Origin of the sequence: Idiomarina sp. HB, from assembly GCF_048059115.1 — a bacterium.
Taxonomy (GTDB): Bacteria; Pseudomonadota; Gammaproteobacteria; order Enterobacterales; family Alteromonadaceae; genus Idiomarina; species Idiomarina abyssalis.
In genome coordinates, this window is the sequence record NZ_JAYLVU010000003.1 from 174669 (window position 1) to 191130 (window position 16462).

Below are 16462 nucleotides of genomic sequence, written 5' to 3' on the forward strand. Positions count from 1 at the left end.
GTTAGAATGGAAATTTAAGTATGGCGTCTAAATAGAGTGAAAAAGCCCGCTAAAAAGCGGGCTCCAGATTCATATCAGTGAGATATCGAACCTGACGTAAGTCAGGCCACCCAAAAAGCTTACCGATACTCTTCAATGCTCGGGCATGAGCACATCAAGTTACGGTCGCCGAATACGTCATCTATACGGTTTACGGTTGGCCAGAACTTATCGTAACCAACGGCTTCAACCGGGTAGGTTGCCGTTTTTCTATCGTATGGGCGATCCCACTCTGCATCGGTAATGTCGGCTAGCGTATGCGGCGCATTTACCAGTGGGTTGTTGTCTTTTGGCCATTCACCGGCGGCTACTTTCTCGGCTTCGGCTTTAATGCTGACCAGGGCTTCAATAAAGCGGTCCAGCTCAGCTTTAGACTCAGACTCGGTCGGCTCAACCATAATGGTACCCGCTACCGGGAAGCTCATGGTTGGCGAGTGGAAACCGTAGTCCTGCAGGCGCTTAGCTACATCAATTTCAGCAATACCGGCGGCGTCTTTCATTGGGCGCAGGTCGATAATACATTCGTGCGCAACACGGTTGTTGCGGCCACGATACAGAATTTTGAAGTGCTTACTCAGCTTCTCAGCCAGGTAGTTGGCGTTCAAAATAGCGGTTTCAGAGGCTTCACGTAAGCCGCGTCCGCCCATCATGGCAATGTACATCCAGGAAATGGTCAGAATGCTGGCACTACCAAACTGTGCAGCAGATACTGCGCCATTGCCTGCTTTAGGCCCGTCGATATTCACAATAGAGTGGTTTGGCAGGAATTCAGCCAGGTGCTGTTTCACACCAATAGGACCCATGCCAGGGCCACCGCCACCGTGCGGAATACAGAAGGTTTTGTGCAGGTTCAGGTGCGATACATCCGAGCCAATGTAACCCGGTGAGGTTACGCCAACCTGTGCGTTCATGTTAGCGCCGTCCATGTAAACCTGGCCGCCGTAGCTGTGAACCAGGTCACAAATGTCTTTAATGCCTTCTTCGTAAACACCGTGGGTAGACGGGTAAGTCACCATAATGCACGACAGGTTCTCGCCCGCTTCTTCGGCTTTAGATTTTAAGTCGTCCATGTCCACGTTGCCGTGCTTGTCGCAGTCAACCACCACCACTTTCATATTCATCATCTGAGCTGAGGCCGGGTTCGTACCGTGGGCAGAACTTGGAATAAGGCAAATGTCGCGGTGCCCGTCGCCGCGGCTTTCATGGTATTTCTGAATAGCCAGCAGACCGGCGTACTCGCCCTGCGCACCGGAGTTCGGTTGCATAGACATAGCGTCATAACCGGTTACGTCAATTAACCATTCAGACAAGGTTTCAACTAACTCGTAATAACCCTGCGCCTGCTCTGCCGGGCAGAACGGGTGCAACTGACCAAACTCAGGCCAGGTGACCGGAATCATCTCGGCGGTGGCGTTCAGTTTCATGGTACATGAGCCCAGAGAAATCATTGAATGGTTCAGGGCTAAGTCTTTGTTTTCCAGCTTTTTAATATAACGCAGCATTTCGGTTTCTGAGTGGTACTCGTTAAATACCGGATGCTGTAAATACTGAGACTGACGCACTAAATCGGCAGGAATAGATTCCACATCACCGCCAGCAACACGGCTGTCCAGTACGTCGATGTCTAAACCGTGGTTGTCGCCAAACAGCGCGGCAAATAAGTTTTCAACGTCGTCACGCGTTTTGGCTTCGTCAAGGCTGATACCGAACACGCCTTCGCCGTCAACGCGTAGGTTAAGACCCAGCGCTTTACTGCGCGCCAATACGTCTGCAGCGTTTTCTTTCATTTCAAAGGTTAGGGTGTCAAACCAGTGGCTATTCACCAGCTTCACGCCTTTGTCCTGCATACCTAAGGCGACAATGTCGGTTAAACGGTGAATGCGGTTGGCAATACGACGTAAGCCTTCAGGGCCATGATACACAGCGTAAAACGACGCCATGTTCGCCAGCAGAACCTGCGCAGTACAAATGTTCGAGTTCGCTTTTTCGCGGCGTATGTGCTGCTCACGGGTCTGCATAGCCATACGCAATGCAGGGCGTCCGCGCGAGTCTTTCGATACCCCAATAATACGACCCGGTAAAGAACGCTTAAATTTGTCACGGGTAGCGAAGAACGCGGCGTGAGGACCACCATAGCCCATTGGCACACCAAAACGCTGCGCGTTACCGAACACCATGTCCGCGCCCATTTCGCCCGGTGACTTCACCATTAGCAGGCTCATTAAGTCAGAAGCAACGGCGACAATGGCCTTTTTCTCCTGCAACTCACCAATTAACTGTTCAATATTGTGCAGCTGACCTTGCTTGTCCGGGTACTGTAACAACGCACCAAACACGTCATGATCAGAAGCTTCACGCGCCGGTCCGACAATAATGTCGAAACCAAAGTATTCCGCACGGGTTTTCACCACGTCAATCGTTTGCGTGTAAACGTTGTCGGCAATGAAAAACGCGTTGGATTTTTTGTTTTTAGAAACCCGCTTCGCCATGGCCATTGCTTCGGCGGCGGCAGTGGCTTCGTCCAGCAGTGAAGCACTGGCTAAATCCAGGCCGGTTAAGTCCATGGTCATTTGCTGGAAGTTAAGCAGTGCTTCTAAACGACCCTGAGCAATTTCCGGCTGATACGGCGTGTACGCTGTGTACCAACCCGGGTTTTCCAGCACGTTACGCAAAATAACGTTAGGCACTACGGTGTCGTAGTAGCCCATACCAATGTACGAGGTACAAATTTGGTTCTTTTTCGCGATGTTTTTAAGACGGGCCAGAGCTTCGCGTTCAGTTTGCGGCTCCCCTGTCTGCAGGAACGGTTCACGCAGAATCGCACCAGGCACAGTGTCTTTGGTTAATGCTTCTAAAGAATCTACACCCAGCTCAGCCAGCATGGCTTTTTGCTCATCAGCGCTTGGGCCAATATGGCGGCTAATGAATTCATCGTGGTGCTCTAATTGCGTCAGGGTAGTACTGCTCATTTAACTCAGCCTCGTACATTTATCGGAAATTTATCGAAAACTTATCGGATACAAAAAACAATGAACCCCGGCTAATTTCCGGGGCTCAGGACGCTCTGTGTCATTGGTGCTATGCGCCAATGGCCTCAGTCTTCGTCGATTGAAGCCTCGTAAGTGTTCGCGTCTAATAAGTTGTCCAGCTCGCCGCTGTCATCTGCTTTTATACGGAATAACCAGCCATCGCCGTAAGGGTCATTGTTGACCGTTTCAGGGGCATCTTCCAGATCTTCATTCACCGCAACAACTTCACCGGTCATTGGTGCGTAGATATCTGAAGCGGCTTTTACAGATTCAGCGACAGCAATGTCATCGCCTGTGGCAACTTTGTCGCCTACGTCCGGCAATTCAACAAACACCATGTCGCCAAGAAGTTCCTGCGCGTGCTCGGAGATACCTACAGTAAAAGTACCGTCGCCTTCATCACGAACCCATTCGTGGGTTGATGCGTATTTCAGATCTGCTGGAATATTGCTCATATTGCTTTCCTTCTACCCGGGTTACCCGGAATGTATTGAATCTTGTTCGATTATAAAACAGATTGACCGTTTCTGACGAAACCTGGCTTAACCACCTTCACCGGCATTTGTTTCTTACGCATTTCCACTTCCGCTGTATCACCAACACTGGATGGAACGCGAGCCATTGCAACTGAGAAACCAAGTGTAGGCGAGAATGTACCAGAAGTGATGATACCTTCGCCACCCTCAACGGTTACTTTTTGACCGTGACGCAGTACACCTTTCTCTTCCATCACAAGGCCGACTAATTTGTCATGACCTTTCGCTTTTTTCTGCTCTAAGGCTTTACGACCAATGAAGTCGCGATCAGCCGGTTCAAACGCTACGCTCCAGCCCATATTGGCTTCCAGCGGCGTGATGTTCTCGTCCATGTCCTGACCATACAGGTTCATGCCAGCTTCTAAGCGCAGTGTATCACGAGCACCCAGTCCACATGGAGCAACATCGGCTTTTAGCAAGTCATTCCACAGGGCTTCAAGTTGCTCGGCCGGAACCACAATTTCGTAGCCTTTTTCGCCGGTATAACCTGTGGTCGCAATAAAGTAATCGCCAACGTCTTTACCCACAAAAGGCTTCATGCCGTCAATTTCAGCGTACTGTTCTGCGGTTAATATGCTTTGTATTTTGTCAGCGGCTTTAGGGCCCTGCAAAGCCAGCATACCCATGTCATCACGCTCTTTGGTGGTAACGTCAAAATCGGCAGCGACTTTTTCAATCCATGCCAGGTCGCGGTCACGGGTTGCTGAGTTAACAACCATGCGGTAAGCAGTTTCTGAGAAGAAATACACAATAAGGTCATCAATAACACCGCCGTTTTCATTCAACATGCTGGTGTATTGTGCTTTGCCTTCGGTTTTTAGCTTGGCAACGTCGTTAGCCAGCAGGTAACGCAAAAACGCCTGAGCCTGAGGGCCTTCTACGTCAACAATGGTCATGTGCGACACATCGAAAACACCGCAGTCACGGCGTACAGCATGGTGCTCTTCAATTTGTGAGCCGTAGTTCAGCGGCATGTCCCAGCCGTGAAAATCAACCATCTTCGCACCCGCTTTTACGTGTGCATCGTACAGTGGCGTTCTGCTACCCATACCGTGTTCCTTCTCTGTTCACTTTGTGTGCGTGTGTATGGGCGCAAATTATAGGCGTGATTCACTTAAACTTAAAATCAATAATGCTTATAATGGTATTAATTTTTCAAATACCCAGTAGCGACTTTATAAAGCGAACCAATGAAACATTTATCCTTAGAGGCCTTACGCAGTTTTAGTGCGGTGATTGAGCTAGGCAGTATGACACTTGCCGGCGAACGCATGGGCCGTTCTCAGCCTGCTATAAGTTTGCAGCTTAAAAAGCTGGAGCAGCAACTGGGTGTTGAACTGCTAACCCGCCAGGGCAGCGGCTTTGCTCTTACCGCCGACGGTGACGTGCTGTTTGACTACGCGCAGCGAATGTTGGCGCTAAATGACCAGGCCTGGGCGCAGTTCGAGCCTCAACAGGTTAGCGGTAAAGTGCGGCTCGGTATAACCAGTGAGTTCGCGTCCAGTTTGCTACCCAAAGTGCTGGGTCAGTTTGCTCAGGTTTACCCACAGGTTACGCTGCAGGTGACTTCGGCGTTGAGTAAAGACTTACTGTCCGGACTGGGACAGCAGTTCGATATTATTCTGGCACTGCGCGAACAGACCAATAAAAGTGATGTTTTGATTCAGCGCGAAGAGTTGGTTTGGGTGGGCTTACCCGGCTTGTTAGAGCAACCCGGCTGGCCTATGGTGGTTGCTCCGGAAGGCTGTATTTATCGGCGCAGGGCAGAGCAAAGTTTACAAAGGGCACATCAGCCTTATCGTATCACTTATACCAATACCGACTTCTCGGGACTGACTGCGGCATTGAACAGTGGACTTGGCATTACCGTTCTGGCTAAAAGTACGGTACCGAAGGATATTCCCATATTGGAAAGTTTTTCTGATAACAAACCCTTACCCAACCCCGGCTCAGTCAACGTGATTATGCGCCTGGCCGGCGGCGCTTCAAGTGCGGCTTCTCAGTTAGCGGATTATCTGAAAGCGCGGATTTGAACATCTCACCTGACGTGAACGTCAGGCCACGAGAGCTGAGCTACGGAATAGGTGGCGCCTATGGTTGCTACGTACTGGTCAGGGAGTGTGCAGCGCCATGGATGGCGCTGCCCAAGCCCCCCAGGGATGGGTTCACGGGCGTCTCCCTGAGCAATAGGCACCAACCACAGCCACCTAGCTCTGGGGATCAGTGCCCAGAGCCACTTCGGCTAGCTTGCGCTTTAAAAAGGTGAGTTTGTTTGGCAGTGCGAAAGCCAGAGCGCGTAGGCCTTTTACCACTGGGTTTGCTGTGCCGAAACCGCGTTTGAACGTTTCCATTGCGGCTATCATGAGCTGAGTGTCGGCTTTGCGCTCGCGTTGATACGCGCTCAGCGAGCGGTGCAATTGCGCCAGCGAGGATAAATCCACACCCTCAATTTTTTCGGTTAGGGCTTTCACGTCACCAAAACCTAAGTTCGCACCCTGCCCGGCCAGCGGATGAATGGTGTGAGCCGCGTCGCCCGCCAGGACAATACGATGCTGATACCATTGGCGGGCGTACTGCATTTTAAGCGGAAAGGCTTTTATATCAGAAACACACTCGCAGCCGCCTAATACCCGCCCTGACTCTGTTTCCACCTGTTTTGCAAAGCGCTCAGGTGGCTCATTAAGCAAGTTTCTGGCGAGATCTTCATCGGCAGACCAAACAATAGAAACGGTATGAGAGTCAGGCGTTGGCAGAAGCGCCAGTGGCCCTGTGGGCAGAAATACCTGACGAGCCACACCATTATGCGGTTGCTCCGTGCGAATATTGGCCACAATGCCCTGCTGGCCGTAGTCCCAGAAAGTTAGTGGTAACTCAGCATACTGACGCACTTTCGAACGACCACCGTCGGCTCCTACTATAAGATCGGCTGACAGTAACCACTCACCAACATCGATTTCCGCGGGGTGAGAATCATCGCCGGCATGAACCATTGTCCACTGCTGCGTCTGCAATATATCAACACCGACCTGCTCAGCGCGGTGCCACAAAAAATGCTCCACAACGTTGTTTTCAACAATCGCGCCTAAGTCTGCGGCGTTAATTTCCCGGGCTGAAAACTCAATGTGCGCGGGGCTGTCTTTGTCCCACACCTGCATGCTTTGGTAAGGGCCAATTCGGTGTGCCTGCACTAAAGGCCAGGCACCACAGTCTTTTAATACGCTGCGACTGCGATCATTCAGGGCGCTTACCCGCAATGCCAGCTCTTCAGAAAGTTCAGGTTGCGAATGCCTTTCCAGAACCATCACTCGTCGGTTTTGCTGAGCCAGACGTATCGCCAGGCTCAGGCCAATCATGCCGCCGCCAACAATCACAACGTCTAGCTTTTTGCGTTTCATGGTCATGGTTGCATCCCCATGGTTAAGCGTGCGAAGGCGGATTTCAGCGGCAAACAATGCTGCAGTAACATCAGCGCACTGTTGCGACCCAACACCGTGGGCCAGTAGTGATTCGAAAAGCCGCGCACTAAACCGTCCGTCAGTTTAATAATGGCTTGGTAATCACGTTCACGGTTCTGCTCATAACCTTGTAATGCCTGAAAATTACCGGCGTCATCGACATTGGCCAGCGACTCACATAGCACTTCGGTATCGCGCAGCCCCAGGTTAAACCCCTGTCCGGCTATGGGGTGTAAGGCGTGCGAGGCATTACCGATGATCACACTGCGGTGGTGAGTCGAGCGTTTTGCCCGGCGTAACGTCAGCGGATAGAAAACTCGTTTCGACACGCCGCTAAATAAGCCTGCGCGGTAGCCAAACGCCTGCTGACACCGTTGCATAAATTCGGTGTCGGACCATTGCTGGGCAACGTCACGCTGCGCTTCGGTAAAGCTCCACACCAGTGAAGCCTGACTTCCCTGCATTGGCAGTAAGGCAATAGGCCCATTCTCGGTAAAGCGCTCATAGGCCCAGCCATCTAATGGCTGCTCTAAATCAAGCGTTGCAATGCACCCAAACTGGCCATAGTCGTAAACATCCGATTTTAGCCCCAGTTGCTCGCGCACCAGTGAGTTCTGGCCATCGGCACCAATAAGTAACTTAGCCAACAGCTGCTGTCCGTTATCCAGGTTTAATTCCACCTGCTTTTGCTGCTGTTGCAATGAATCTAAACGAACACCCGATAACCACTCAAGATTGGTCTGCTTCTGACAGCTAAGGTACAGGTTATTAACCAGCTCGGAAGCAGCAACAACCCGACCTAAGGCCTCTACCCGCTCGTTCTCGGCGTGCAGTTCAGTGGCGCCGGCAAAGCCCCGGTCGGAGATGTGAATATGTTTTATTGGAGTACTGTCAATGCCATTGAGTACACCGAGACTTTGCAGCCGCTGCGCTGATGCAGCAGCCAGAGCAATAATGCGTTTGTCGGCGGGCGGACCCTCAGCGCGAGGTTCACAGACAACAATGTGCCAGTCCGGCCGTTGTTGCGCCAGCATTAAGCCAGTTAAGGCGCCCACCAGGCCACCTCCGGCTATTACAACATCGGCGTGCGTTACTGGCCTTTCATCCATGTCTCAATCTCTTCAATGGTTTTGGGTACATCGGCGGTCATGTTGTCAAAACCGTCCGCTGTTACAACCAGGTCATCTTCAATGCGAATGCCTATGCCGCGCCATTTCTCTTCAACGTCAGCATCTTCCGGAATATAAATACCGGGTTCTACTGTCAGCACCATGCCGGGTTTGAAAGGTACAGGCTCGCCCTCACTGTCGCGATAACGTCCGACATCGTGAACGTCCAGACCCAGCCAATGGCCCAGGCCGTGAATAAAGTACGTTTTCCAGCGTTGTTCTTTGAAGTTTACTTCGGCATCGCCGGTTAAAATACCCAGTTCGGTGAGACCATCGCTAATGACTCTGGCTGCCGCTTCGCTCGCCTGAACCAAATTACTGCCGGGTTTGATTTCGGCAAAGGCCGCCTGCTGGGCGTCCAACACTAAGTTATAAAGTATACTCTGTGGCTCACTAAACTTGCCATTTACCGGGAAAGTACGGGTAATGTCGGCCGCGTAACCCTGATACTCCGCGCCGGCGTCTACCAGCAGTAAATCACCGTCGCGCAGTTCATCTCGGTTGTCGGTGTAATGCAGAACGCAGGCATTAGCACCACCACCGCTGATAATACCGTAAGCCGGATGCAAAGCGCCGTTCATGGCAAATTCATGGTGCAGCTCTGCCGCTACCTGATACTCGTGCTTGCCCGCTTCGACAAAGCGCATAATGCGGCGGAATGCCCCCGAGCTTATTCGGCCAGCTTCTTTCATCACTGCCACTTCATTGGCTGACTTAATTAAACGCATGGCATCCAGGTTAGGTCTTAAGTCAGACAAACTTTGAGGCGCTAATTTACCGCTTCGTCTTGCTTTCACACTGACGTCATCGCGCGCTTCGCTCACCAGTTCTGCCAGCACCGAGTCTTCGCCCATGGGGTAGAAAACCGATTCAATACCCTCCAGCAACTCCGGTAAACGTTCCGGCAAAGTGTCGAGATCTTCCGCGCTGTCAACGGCTAAGGCTTCAACAGCATTGGTATAGCCTAAACGCAGCCCATGCCAGACTTCGTGCTTTGGGTCTTTATCCTGACAGAATAAAACACTGCGTGGGTTGCTGTCGTTAATCAGCAGCAACACCGCGTCCGGCTCATTAAAACCGGTTAAATAGAAAAAGTCGCTGTTTTGGCGAAAAGGGTACTCGGTATCATTGCTGCGCGTAACTTCACTGTTAGCAGCCACCAGTGCCACCGAGTGTGGTGGCAAAGACTCCAGCAGCTGGCGTCGACGCTGCTTAAATTCATCCTGAGGAATAACGTTTCTCATCAACGACCTCTACTCCGTCAGTAATTAATGCAGAATTTTGGGTGGCTGGTTTGCCGGTAGCTCATTACGGCCTAATTCGGCGTAGCACATCATGGCTGAAACACGCAGATACTCGACAATTTCGGTGTAAGCTCGCTCTTCTTCCTCATCACCATCGTCGGTAAACTCTATTTTCGCCAGCTCGACCATGTCTTCAATGGCTTCTTTTAAGTCACCACTTAAGTTGGTCATATTTTCCTGGTTAACACCATAGCCCACTAAAAAGGCATTAACCCAGCCAGCCAGTGCGCTTAAGCGGTCAGACAACGGCGTCGTGTCTTCAGGTAACAACAAACGGTAGCCTAAATCTTCGTCACCCAACGAGTGTTCGATTTCTTCGGCCTGCTGTTGCAGCAAGTTCTCCAGCTCGACGGGTAAGCCCTGGCCGTCGTATGCCAGGTCTGACATTAAGATCATTAATTCATTGCTTTTGGCGTCGCTCCCGGTGGCTATTAGCCCGGTTAACATACCCTGCACTTCTGACGCACTTGGCGTCATGTCGTATTGTGCGTAAAGTTCCACTAAGCGGTCATAATTAAAACGTGTCGACATTAAATTCTGCCCTTTATTTATCATGCATTAATCCTAACACTGGCTTTACATAATCGCTAGCTGACAAACACCGGTAGCTCATGCCATAATGCAGTTATCAAAGCTGTTGAGTCAGTTGCAAGGAGTCTTTTGAATGGCCGCAAAAACCATGGATATAAAATTGCTGGAACGTAATTATAAGGTGGCTTGCCCTGTTGGGCAGGAAAGCGCGTTGCAGCAAGCGGCAGATACGCTCAATGAAAGACTGATGGAAACCAAAGAACGAACGCAACTGACCAATGTCGAACAAATAGCTGTTATGACAGCCCTGAATTTATGCCATGAGTGGATTCAGGATCAAAATGAACAATCTGCAAAAACGGCTAAGCTTGAAGAAAAAATTCAGTTACTTCAGGCAACGATAGAACAGGCAATGAGTGAGCAACGCTCACAACGTAACCGTTAGCAGTTAACCTAAAGCAACATTGTAACCCTTTTGCGGTTTCCTGGGGTGTTTGCCAGCAGGCTTATGTCCCTGAGCCGATGCTTGTATTAAAAGGGGATCACTGGCCTGCCATGTGCAAGCCCGGCATGAACCGGGAAGCCTACGGCAGATACCATTTGCTCCCCGCCTTGAACCAATGGGTTCAAGGGCTACAGCCAGCAGCGGCACCTTGGGAAACCACCCTTACTATTGGCGCTCCGCCTTTTCATCAGCAACAATGGCTTTAACGTCCTCTAGCAATTGTTGTGCGTCAAAAATCACACCGTCTTTAATGGTGTACTGAATGCCTTCGGTACGCATCGGCTGGTTGTTATCATCAAGCTTGAAGTGCCCGGTGCCGTACAACACTTTAAAGTTATCCATCGGGTTTTCGTTCACAATAACCATGTCGGCTTTTTTACCAATAGCAACAGAGCCAATGTCGTCTTCCATATTCAGTGCCTCGGCACCGGCCAGGCTGGCGGCGTGAATCACTTCTAACGCATTCAAACCGGCTTCACGTAATAACTCCAGCTCGCGAATGTAACCAAAGCCATAAATCTTATAAATGTAGCCCGCATCAGAACCAACCGTAATTCTGCCGCCGTTGGAGTGGAAGTCCTTTAAGAACGCCATCCATTTCTGGTAATTCTTTTTCCAGGCAATTTCATTGTCGGTAGTCCAGTCGAACCAATAAGAGCCGTGAGCGTAGCGGCTTGGCTCGAAAAACTCCCACAACCGCGGCAAGGTGTATTCGTCGTGCCAAATGGCCTGACGTTCACGCATTAAGTCACGCGACGCTTCGTATATGGTTAAGGTGGGGTTAATCGTGAAGTCCAGTTCAATCAGTTCATTGCGCACTGAATTCCATTTCTCTGAACCGGGCTCCGCGGCCTGCTTCCATAAGCGGCCAGCCTCTTCAAAGCGGTTTTGCTCATTATTGTAGTTATAACCTGCCGGGTAGTCCTGCACGCGACGCTCTTCAAACAGAGCTTCCGGCAAACCGTACCAATGCTCCATAGAGGTTAAACCCAGGCGGGCGGAATCCAGTGCATTCATCGACATTACATTCAGCTGAGCGTGGTGCATCATAGTGCCTAAGCCCTGCTCGTTGGCTTCGTCCAGCGCCGCTTCCATAACCTTGCGAGAAGCACCGAAGAACTTAATACCCTTCGCTCCCTCGTCTTTAATGTAGCGAACCCATTCACGCGCCTGCTCGCCGTTATAAATAGGCTTATCCCAGCCTTGCCCAAAACCGACATAAGGAATGATTCGCGGCGAAGTAATGCGATTATCGACAGCGCGCTCTTCGTGCCACTGAACCCAGTCCAGACCATTAAAACTGCCGGGCTCCCGAATGGTTGTAATGCCGTGAGCCAACCACAACTTCAGTACATACTCCGCCGGAATACCTTTTGCGGAGCCACCAATATGCGCATGCATATCAACAAAGCCGGGCAAGATGTACTGACCGCTGACATCCAGCTCTTTATCACCTGCTTCAGCTTCAGGACGCCCCTCGGGCTTAACGGGCACTCCCGGATTCCCAACACTGACAATATTCACGATACGATCGTCTTCAATGACGATGTCTACCGGACCAATTGGTGGTGCGCCTTCGCCATTAATTAGTGTTCCGCCCCGTAATATCAGGCGCTCGTACGGACCTTCACCGCGATCACGCTCCGGCGCTTTCGGGGGAGCCTGTACAGCATGGGCTGCAACCGTAAAAGCCATCGCTACCATGGCTAAAGCTATCGTTTTTATTGTTTTCATCGGTTATCCTCTGGCAATTACTCAGCGGTTATCATTAAGCAGACTCTAGCATGACTCGACAGGACCTCCGACGCAAGTTACAGCAAATTCGCCGCAATTTAACCGCCGAACAGCAGAGCGAAGCGGCACATCTGGTTGCTGACAAACTGGAGCAACGTCTGAGCAACCGGGTCCCTCAGCAGACCACCGTTGCCGTGTATAAAAGCTTTGCCGGCGAGTTACCCACCTCAGCCATTATTCAAAAACTGTGGCAGTCAGGCTTTAATACCGTTTTACCCGTGCTTCACCCTTTTGCTAAAGGTCATTTACTGTTTTTACACTATGCCCCGGATACGCCAATGACAACCAACAAGTACGGTATTGCTGAACCCGAACTGAATGTCCAAAACGTGGTGCCATTGTCCAGTATTCAGATACTGCTGATGCCATTAGTCGGCTTCGACAGTCAGGGCAACCGGTTAGGCATGGGCGGCGGTTATTACGATCGAACATTAGCTCAATGGCATAATGGGAATAGGCCCAACTTATCGCCCATTGGGTTAAGCTATAACGAACAACAGGTTGAAAAAATACCGGTTGAGAGTTGGGATATTCCGCTGCCGGAAATCATTACACCAGCGCAACACTGGCGCTTTTGAAGTAAAAGAAAGATCGATAAAAAACAACAAATTCCCTATACTGAGCTTAAAGCACAAACACGGAGAAACGCTCATGTCAGGCAACGCTGATGCACTAAAAAAAGCGGCAGCAGAAGCTGCTATGCAATACATTGAAGACGGCACTGTCGTCGGAGTCGGTACCGGCTCAACCGTAAACTTTTTTATCGATGCATTAGCCGAGCGAAAACATGACATTGAAGGGGCTGTTTCAAGTTCTGAAGCCTCTACCGAGCGCCTGAAGTCTCATGGTATTGAGGTGTTTGAACTGAACTCCGTTGCAGATGTTCCCGTTTATGTAGACGGTGCTGATGAAATTAATGAGCATGGGCAAATGATTAAAGGCGGAGGCGGAGCGCTGACCCGTGAAAAAATTATAGCCGCAGTCGCCAAAAAGTTCGTCTGTGTCGCTGATGAAACCAAAATGGTTGGCCGTTTAGGTCAATTCCCGCTGCCGGTTGAAGTGATTCCTATGGCGCGTTCATACGTTGCCCGCGAAATTGTAAAACTTGGCGGCGACCCGGTCTGGCGCCAGGGTTTTACCACCGACAACGGCAACTGGATCCTCGATGTGCACAACTTTGACATCATGGAGCCCATGAAACTTGAAGCTCAACTGAACAATATTGTCGGCGTAGTCACCAACGGGCTCTTTGCTCAGCGTGGTGCGGATGTGGCGCTTATTGCCCGTGAAGACGGGGTTCAGACTCTGAAGGTAAGTGGCTGATGCAAACCTCATTAGCGAAGGACAAAATCAAAGTTTTATTGCTCGAAGGGGTTCATGACAGTGCCATCCAGCTATTTCGTCACCACGGCTATCATAACCTGGAAATACTGCAAACCTCTCTGAGCGAAGATGAACTCTGCGAGAAAGTTAAAGACGCTCACATTCTTGGTATTCGCTCACGCAGCCAGTTGAATGAACGCGTATTTGCCGCCGCAGACAAACTCATTGCGGTTGGCTGTTTTTGCATAGGCACCAATCAAATTGACTTAGATGCGGCCAAGCGACACGGTGTCGTTGTCTTCAACGCGCCCTTTTCAAACACCCGCAGTGTTGCCGAGCTGGTTTTAGCCGAAATTATTATGCTGCTACGCGGTATTCCGGAAAAAAATGCCGTAGCCCACGAAGGTGGCTGGCTAAAATCGGCTAAGCAGTCGTTTGAGGCGCGCGGAAAAATACTGGGTATTGTCGGCTACGGTCACATTGGCAGCCAGTTGAGTGTTTTAGCCGAACAACTGGGCATGCACATTCGCTACTACGACGTTGAAGACAAACTGCCTATGGGTAACGCCCAGTCGGTTCCCACTTTGGATGACTTACTCACGCAAGCCGATATTGTCACTCTGCACGTACCGGAAACCGAACAAACTCAGTGGATGATGGGCCGTCGTCAAATTGAACGTATGAAGCCGGGCAGCCTGCTCATTAACGCGTCGCGCGGAACGGTAGTGGACATTGACGCCCTGGCTGAAGCCCTGTCGTCAAGGCACCTGGCGGGTGCGGCAATTGATGTGTTTCCGGTTGAACCTAAAGGTAATAACGACGAGTTTATGTCGCCTCTGCGTGGCTTGAAGAACTGTCTGTTAACACCACACATTGGCGGATCAACCTTAGAAGCTCAGGAAAACATTGGCGTTGAAGTGGCCGGAAAGCTGGTGCGTTATTCGGATAACGGCTCTACCCTGTCTGCCGTGAACTTCCCTGAAGTGAGCTTGCCAACACACGCCACCGCACAGCGTTTGCTGCATATTCATAAAAACCAGCCGGGTATGCTAAACGCCATTAACCGCATTATTAGCGACAATGAAATTAACGTGGCAGGTCAGTACTTACAGACCGATGAAAGTGTGGGCTACGTGGTGATGGATATTGACGGCGACAATGGCGCCAATATACTGCAACAACTGAAAGACATTCCGGGCACTATTCGTGCCCGGCGTTTATTCTAGTCTTTTTTGCCCATAACCGTGCGTTCCATGCTCTCTGGTGAGACATGGCGCACGTCTTTGCCTTTCACAAAAAAGATAATGTATTCGGCAATGTTCTGACAACGGTCACCAATACGCTCTAAAGAACGTGCGGACCAAAGCACATTCATAATTTTTGGAATAGAGCGCGAGTCTTCCATCATGTATGTCATTAACTGACGTGTCAGCGCTTCGTACTGACGGTCAGCCTGCTCGTCCTGCTGGTGCACATTATAAGCCGACTCCAGGTCCATACGGGCGAAAGCATCAAGTACATTACGCAGCATGCTTAATACGTGTTGCCCCAGGTTTTCGAGACTGACTAACAGTTGCTGTTGGTCGTTACTGAAACTTTCCTTAGCGACTTTTGCAATACGCTCTGCTTCGTCACCAATACGCTCTAAGTCAGCAATGGTTTTGATAATCGCAATGACTAAACGCAGATCACTGGCGGTTGGTTGGCGTTTAGCAATAATGTGCACGCATTCTTCATCAATCTGCACTTCGAGCTTGTTCACTTTATGGTCACTGGTCAGGACTTTCTCTGCCAAGTCGATGTCGCCCTTCTGAATTGCCAGAAGTGAGTCCTGCAATTGCTTTTCAACCAATCCGCCCATGCTTAACACACGGTTACGCACAGCTTCCAGTTCGTCATTGAACTTACCGGAAATGTGCTTACCCATATTCATCTTATCCATGACTCGCTCCTTAACCGTAACGACCAGTAATATAATCTTCTGTCTGTTTTTCAGACGGGGTAGTAAATAAAGTATCCGTATCAGCATACTCAATCAATTTACCCATATACAAAAACGCGGTCTGGTCTGATACGCGCGCCGCCTGTTGCATGTTATGCGTAACAATAACAACGGTATACTTTTCCTTCAGCTCAGTAATCAGCTCTTCAATGGTCAGGGTTGAAATAGGATCCAACGCAGAGGTTGGCTCATCCAGCAACAAAATTTCAGGTTCAATGGCAATAGAACGCGCGATAACCACACGTTGTTGCTGACCGCCGGATAAACTGAACGCACTGGCGTTTAAACGGTCTTTAACTTCATCCCATAACGCCGCACCACGAAGCGAGGTTTCTACCGCCTCATCCAATACCCGCTTATCTTTCACACCCTGCAAACGCAAACCATAAACCACGTTTTCATAAATGGATTTAGGAAAGGGGTTCGGACGCTGAAACACCATGCCCACACGGCGACGCAAAGCCGCAACATCGACGTTCTTGTCGTAAATATTGTGACCGTGCATATCAATCTGGCCGTCAATACGGCAAATCTCTACTAAATCGTTCATGCGATTAATACAACGTAACAGTGTTGATTTACCGCAGCCCGATGGCCCGATAAACGCGGTTACGCGGTTATTGGGAATGCGCATAGAAATATCGTGTAACGCCTGATCTTGACCGTAGTAAAGATTCAAGTTTTTAATATCTAAAGCAGTCTGTTCTGCTGGCAAGTTGTGTAAGTCCAGCTTTTCTAAGTTGCTTGTACTCGGGTTTACCGAAATCATAAGTTC

15 protein-coding genes and 1 other RNA gene are annotated in these 16462 nt (G+C 50.3%); 6 read left to right on the forward strand and 10 right to left on the reverse strand.

The window, feature by feature from the left end; translation table 11 throughout:
* Positions 1-119 precede the first annotated feature (119 nt).
* From gcvP to gcvT, 3 genes are all read right to left on the reverse strand, one after another.
* Positions 120-3008: an aminomethyl-transferring glycine dehydrogenase gene (gene gcvP / locus VBY75_RS10200; RefSeq protein WP_416512342.1), complete on the reverse strand. Its 2889-nt coding sequence runs from the start codon at positions 3006-3008 to the stop codon at positions 120-122.
* Between the two features lie 125 nt (positions 3009-3133).
* The gene (gcvH, locus tag VBY75_RS10205) at positions 3134-3523 is read right to left on the reverse strand and encodes a glycine cleavage system protein GcvH (protein ID WP_054491221.1); all 390 of its coding nucleotides are present in this window, start codon (positions 3521-3523) and stop codon (positions 3134-3136) included.
* Positions 3524-3573: 50 nt separating this feature from the next.
* The gene (gene gcvT, locus VBY75_RS10210) at positions 3574-4653 is read right to left on the reverse strand and encodes a glycine cleavage system aminomethyltransferase GcvT (protein ID WP_416512344.1); all 1080 of its coding nucleotides are present in this window, start codon (positions 4651-4653) and stop codon (positions 3574-3576) included.
* 141 nt (positions 4654-4794) lie between these two features.
* On the opposite strand from gcvT, the gene VBY75_RS10215 reads away from it, so the two are divergent.
* Entirely contained in the window at positions 4795-5637 is an 843-nt protein-coding gene (locus VBY75_RS10215) for a LysR family transcriptional regulator (RefSeq protein ID WP_011235323.1), read from the forward strand.
* A 174-nt stretch (positions 5638-5811) separates the two neighbouring features.
* Here the strand turns inward: VBY75_RS10215 and VBY75_RS10220 are convergent, their stop codons facing one another.
* The 4 genes from VBY75_RS10220 to VBY75_RS10235 are packed head-to-tail and all read right to left on the reverse strand — an operon-like array spanning position 5812 to position 10063.
* Positions 5812-7005, reverse strand: coding sequence for an FAD-dependent oxidoreductase (locus tag VBY75_RS10220; RefSeq protein ID WP_416512347.1), 1194 nt, complete (start codon positions 7003-7005; stop codon positions 5812-5814).
* Complete coding sequence (ubiH, locus tag VBY75_RS10225; RefSeq protein WP_416512349.1) at positions 7002-8168, reverse strand: 2-octaprenyl-6-methoxyphenyl hydroxylase; 1167 nt, start codon at positions 8166-8168, stop codon at positions 7002-7004. Before ubiH ends, VBY75_RS10220 begins: the two co-directional genes overlap by 4 nt.
* Positions 8150-9472: a Xaa-Pro aminopeptidase gene (pepP, locus tag VBY75_RS10230; RefSeq protein WP_416512351.1), complete on the reverse strand. Its 1323-nt coding sequence runs from the start codon at positions 9470-9472 to the stop codon at positions 8150-8152. Before pepP ends, ubiH begins: the two co-directional genes overlap by 19 nt.
* A 24-nt stretch (positions 9473-9496) precedes the next feature.
* Entirely contained in the window at positions 9497-10063 is a 567-nt protein-coding gene (locus VBY75_RS10235; RefSeq protein WP_054491250.1) for a UPF0149 family protein, read from the reverse strand.
* 133 nt (positions 10064-10196) lie between these two features.
* Here VBY75_RS10235 and zapA point away from each other — a divergent pair, with 133 nt between their 5' ends.
* Both zapA and ssrS read left to right on the forward strand, forming a co-directional pair.
* Positions 10197-10508: a cell division protein ZapA gene (gene zapA / locus VBY75_RS10240; protein WP_054491227.1), complete on the forward strand. Its 312-nt coding sequence runs from the start codon at positions 10197-10199 to the stop codon at positions 10506-10508.
* A gap of 34 nt (positions 10509-10542) precedes the next feature.
* Positions 10543-10727: non-coding RNA, 6S RNA (gene ssrS, locus VBY75_RS10245), on the forward strand.
* A gap of 6 nt (positions 10728-10733) precedes the next feature.
* On the opposite strand, the gene VBY75_RS10250 is transcribed toward ssrS, so the two are convergent.
* The gene (locus VBY75_RS10250; RefSeq protein ID WP_199494376.1) at positions 10734-12302 is read right to left on the reverse strand and encodes an amidohydrolase family protein; all 1569 of its coding nucleotides are present in this window, start codon (positions 12300-12302) and stop codon (positions 10734-10736) included.
* Positions 12303-12352: 50 nt separating this feature from the next.
* On the opposite strand from VBY75_RS10250, the gene VBY75_RS10255 reads away from it, so the two are divergent.
* The 3 genes from VBY75_RS10255 to serA all read left to right on the forward strand — a co-directional run bounded on the left by VBY75_RS10255 (position 12353) and on the right by serA (position 14911).
* A complete protein-coding gene (locus VBY75_RS10255) occupies positions 12353-12940 on the forward strand; it encodes a 5-formyltetrahydrofolate cyclo-ligase (RefSeq protein WP_271331741.1) in 588 nt (195 codons plus the stop codon).
* A gap of 73 nt (positions 12941-13013) precedes the next feature.
* Positions 13014-13685 carry a ribose-5-phosphate isomerase RpiA gene (gene rpiA, locus VBY75_RS10260; protein WP_199494374.1) on the forward strand — a complete coding sequence of 224 codons (672 nt, stop codon included), beginning with the start codon at positions 13014-13016 and terminating at the stop codon, positions 13683-13685.
* Positions 13682-14911, forward strand: coding sequence for a phosphoglycerate dehydrogenase (gene serA / locus VBY75_RS10265; protein ID WP_271331815.1), 1230 nt, complete (start codon positions 13682-13684; stop codon positions 14909-14911). Before rpiA ends, serA begins: the two co-directional genes overlap by 4 nt.
* On the opposite strand, the gene phoU is transcribed toward serA, so the two are convergent.
* Both phoU and pstB read right to left on the reverse strand, forming a co-directional pair.
* Positions 14908-15627 (reverse strand): phosphate signaling complex protein PhoU, encoded by a 720-nt coding sequence (gene phoU / locus VBY75_RS10270; RefSeq protein ID WP_054491232.1) that lies wholly within the window; start codon positions 15625-15627, stop codon positions 14908-14910. The two genes, serA and phoU, sit on opposite strands and share 4 nt — an antisense overlap.
* 10 nt (positions 15628-15637) lie before the next feature.
* Positions 15638-16456, reverse strand: coding sequence for a phosphate ABC transporter ATP-binding protein PstB (pstB, locus tag VBY75_RS10275; RefSeq protein ID WP_287816749.1), 819 nt, complete (start codon positions 16454-16456; stop codon positions 15638-15640).
* Positions 16457-16462: the final 6 nt, after the last annotated feature.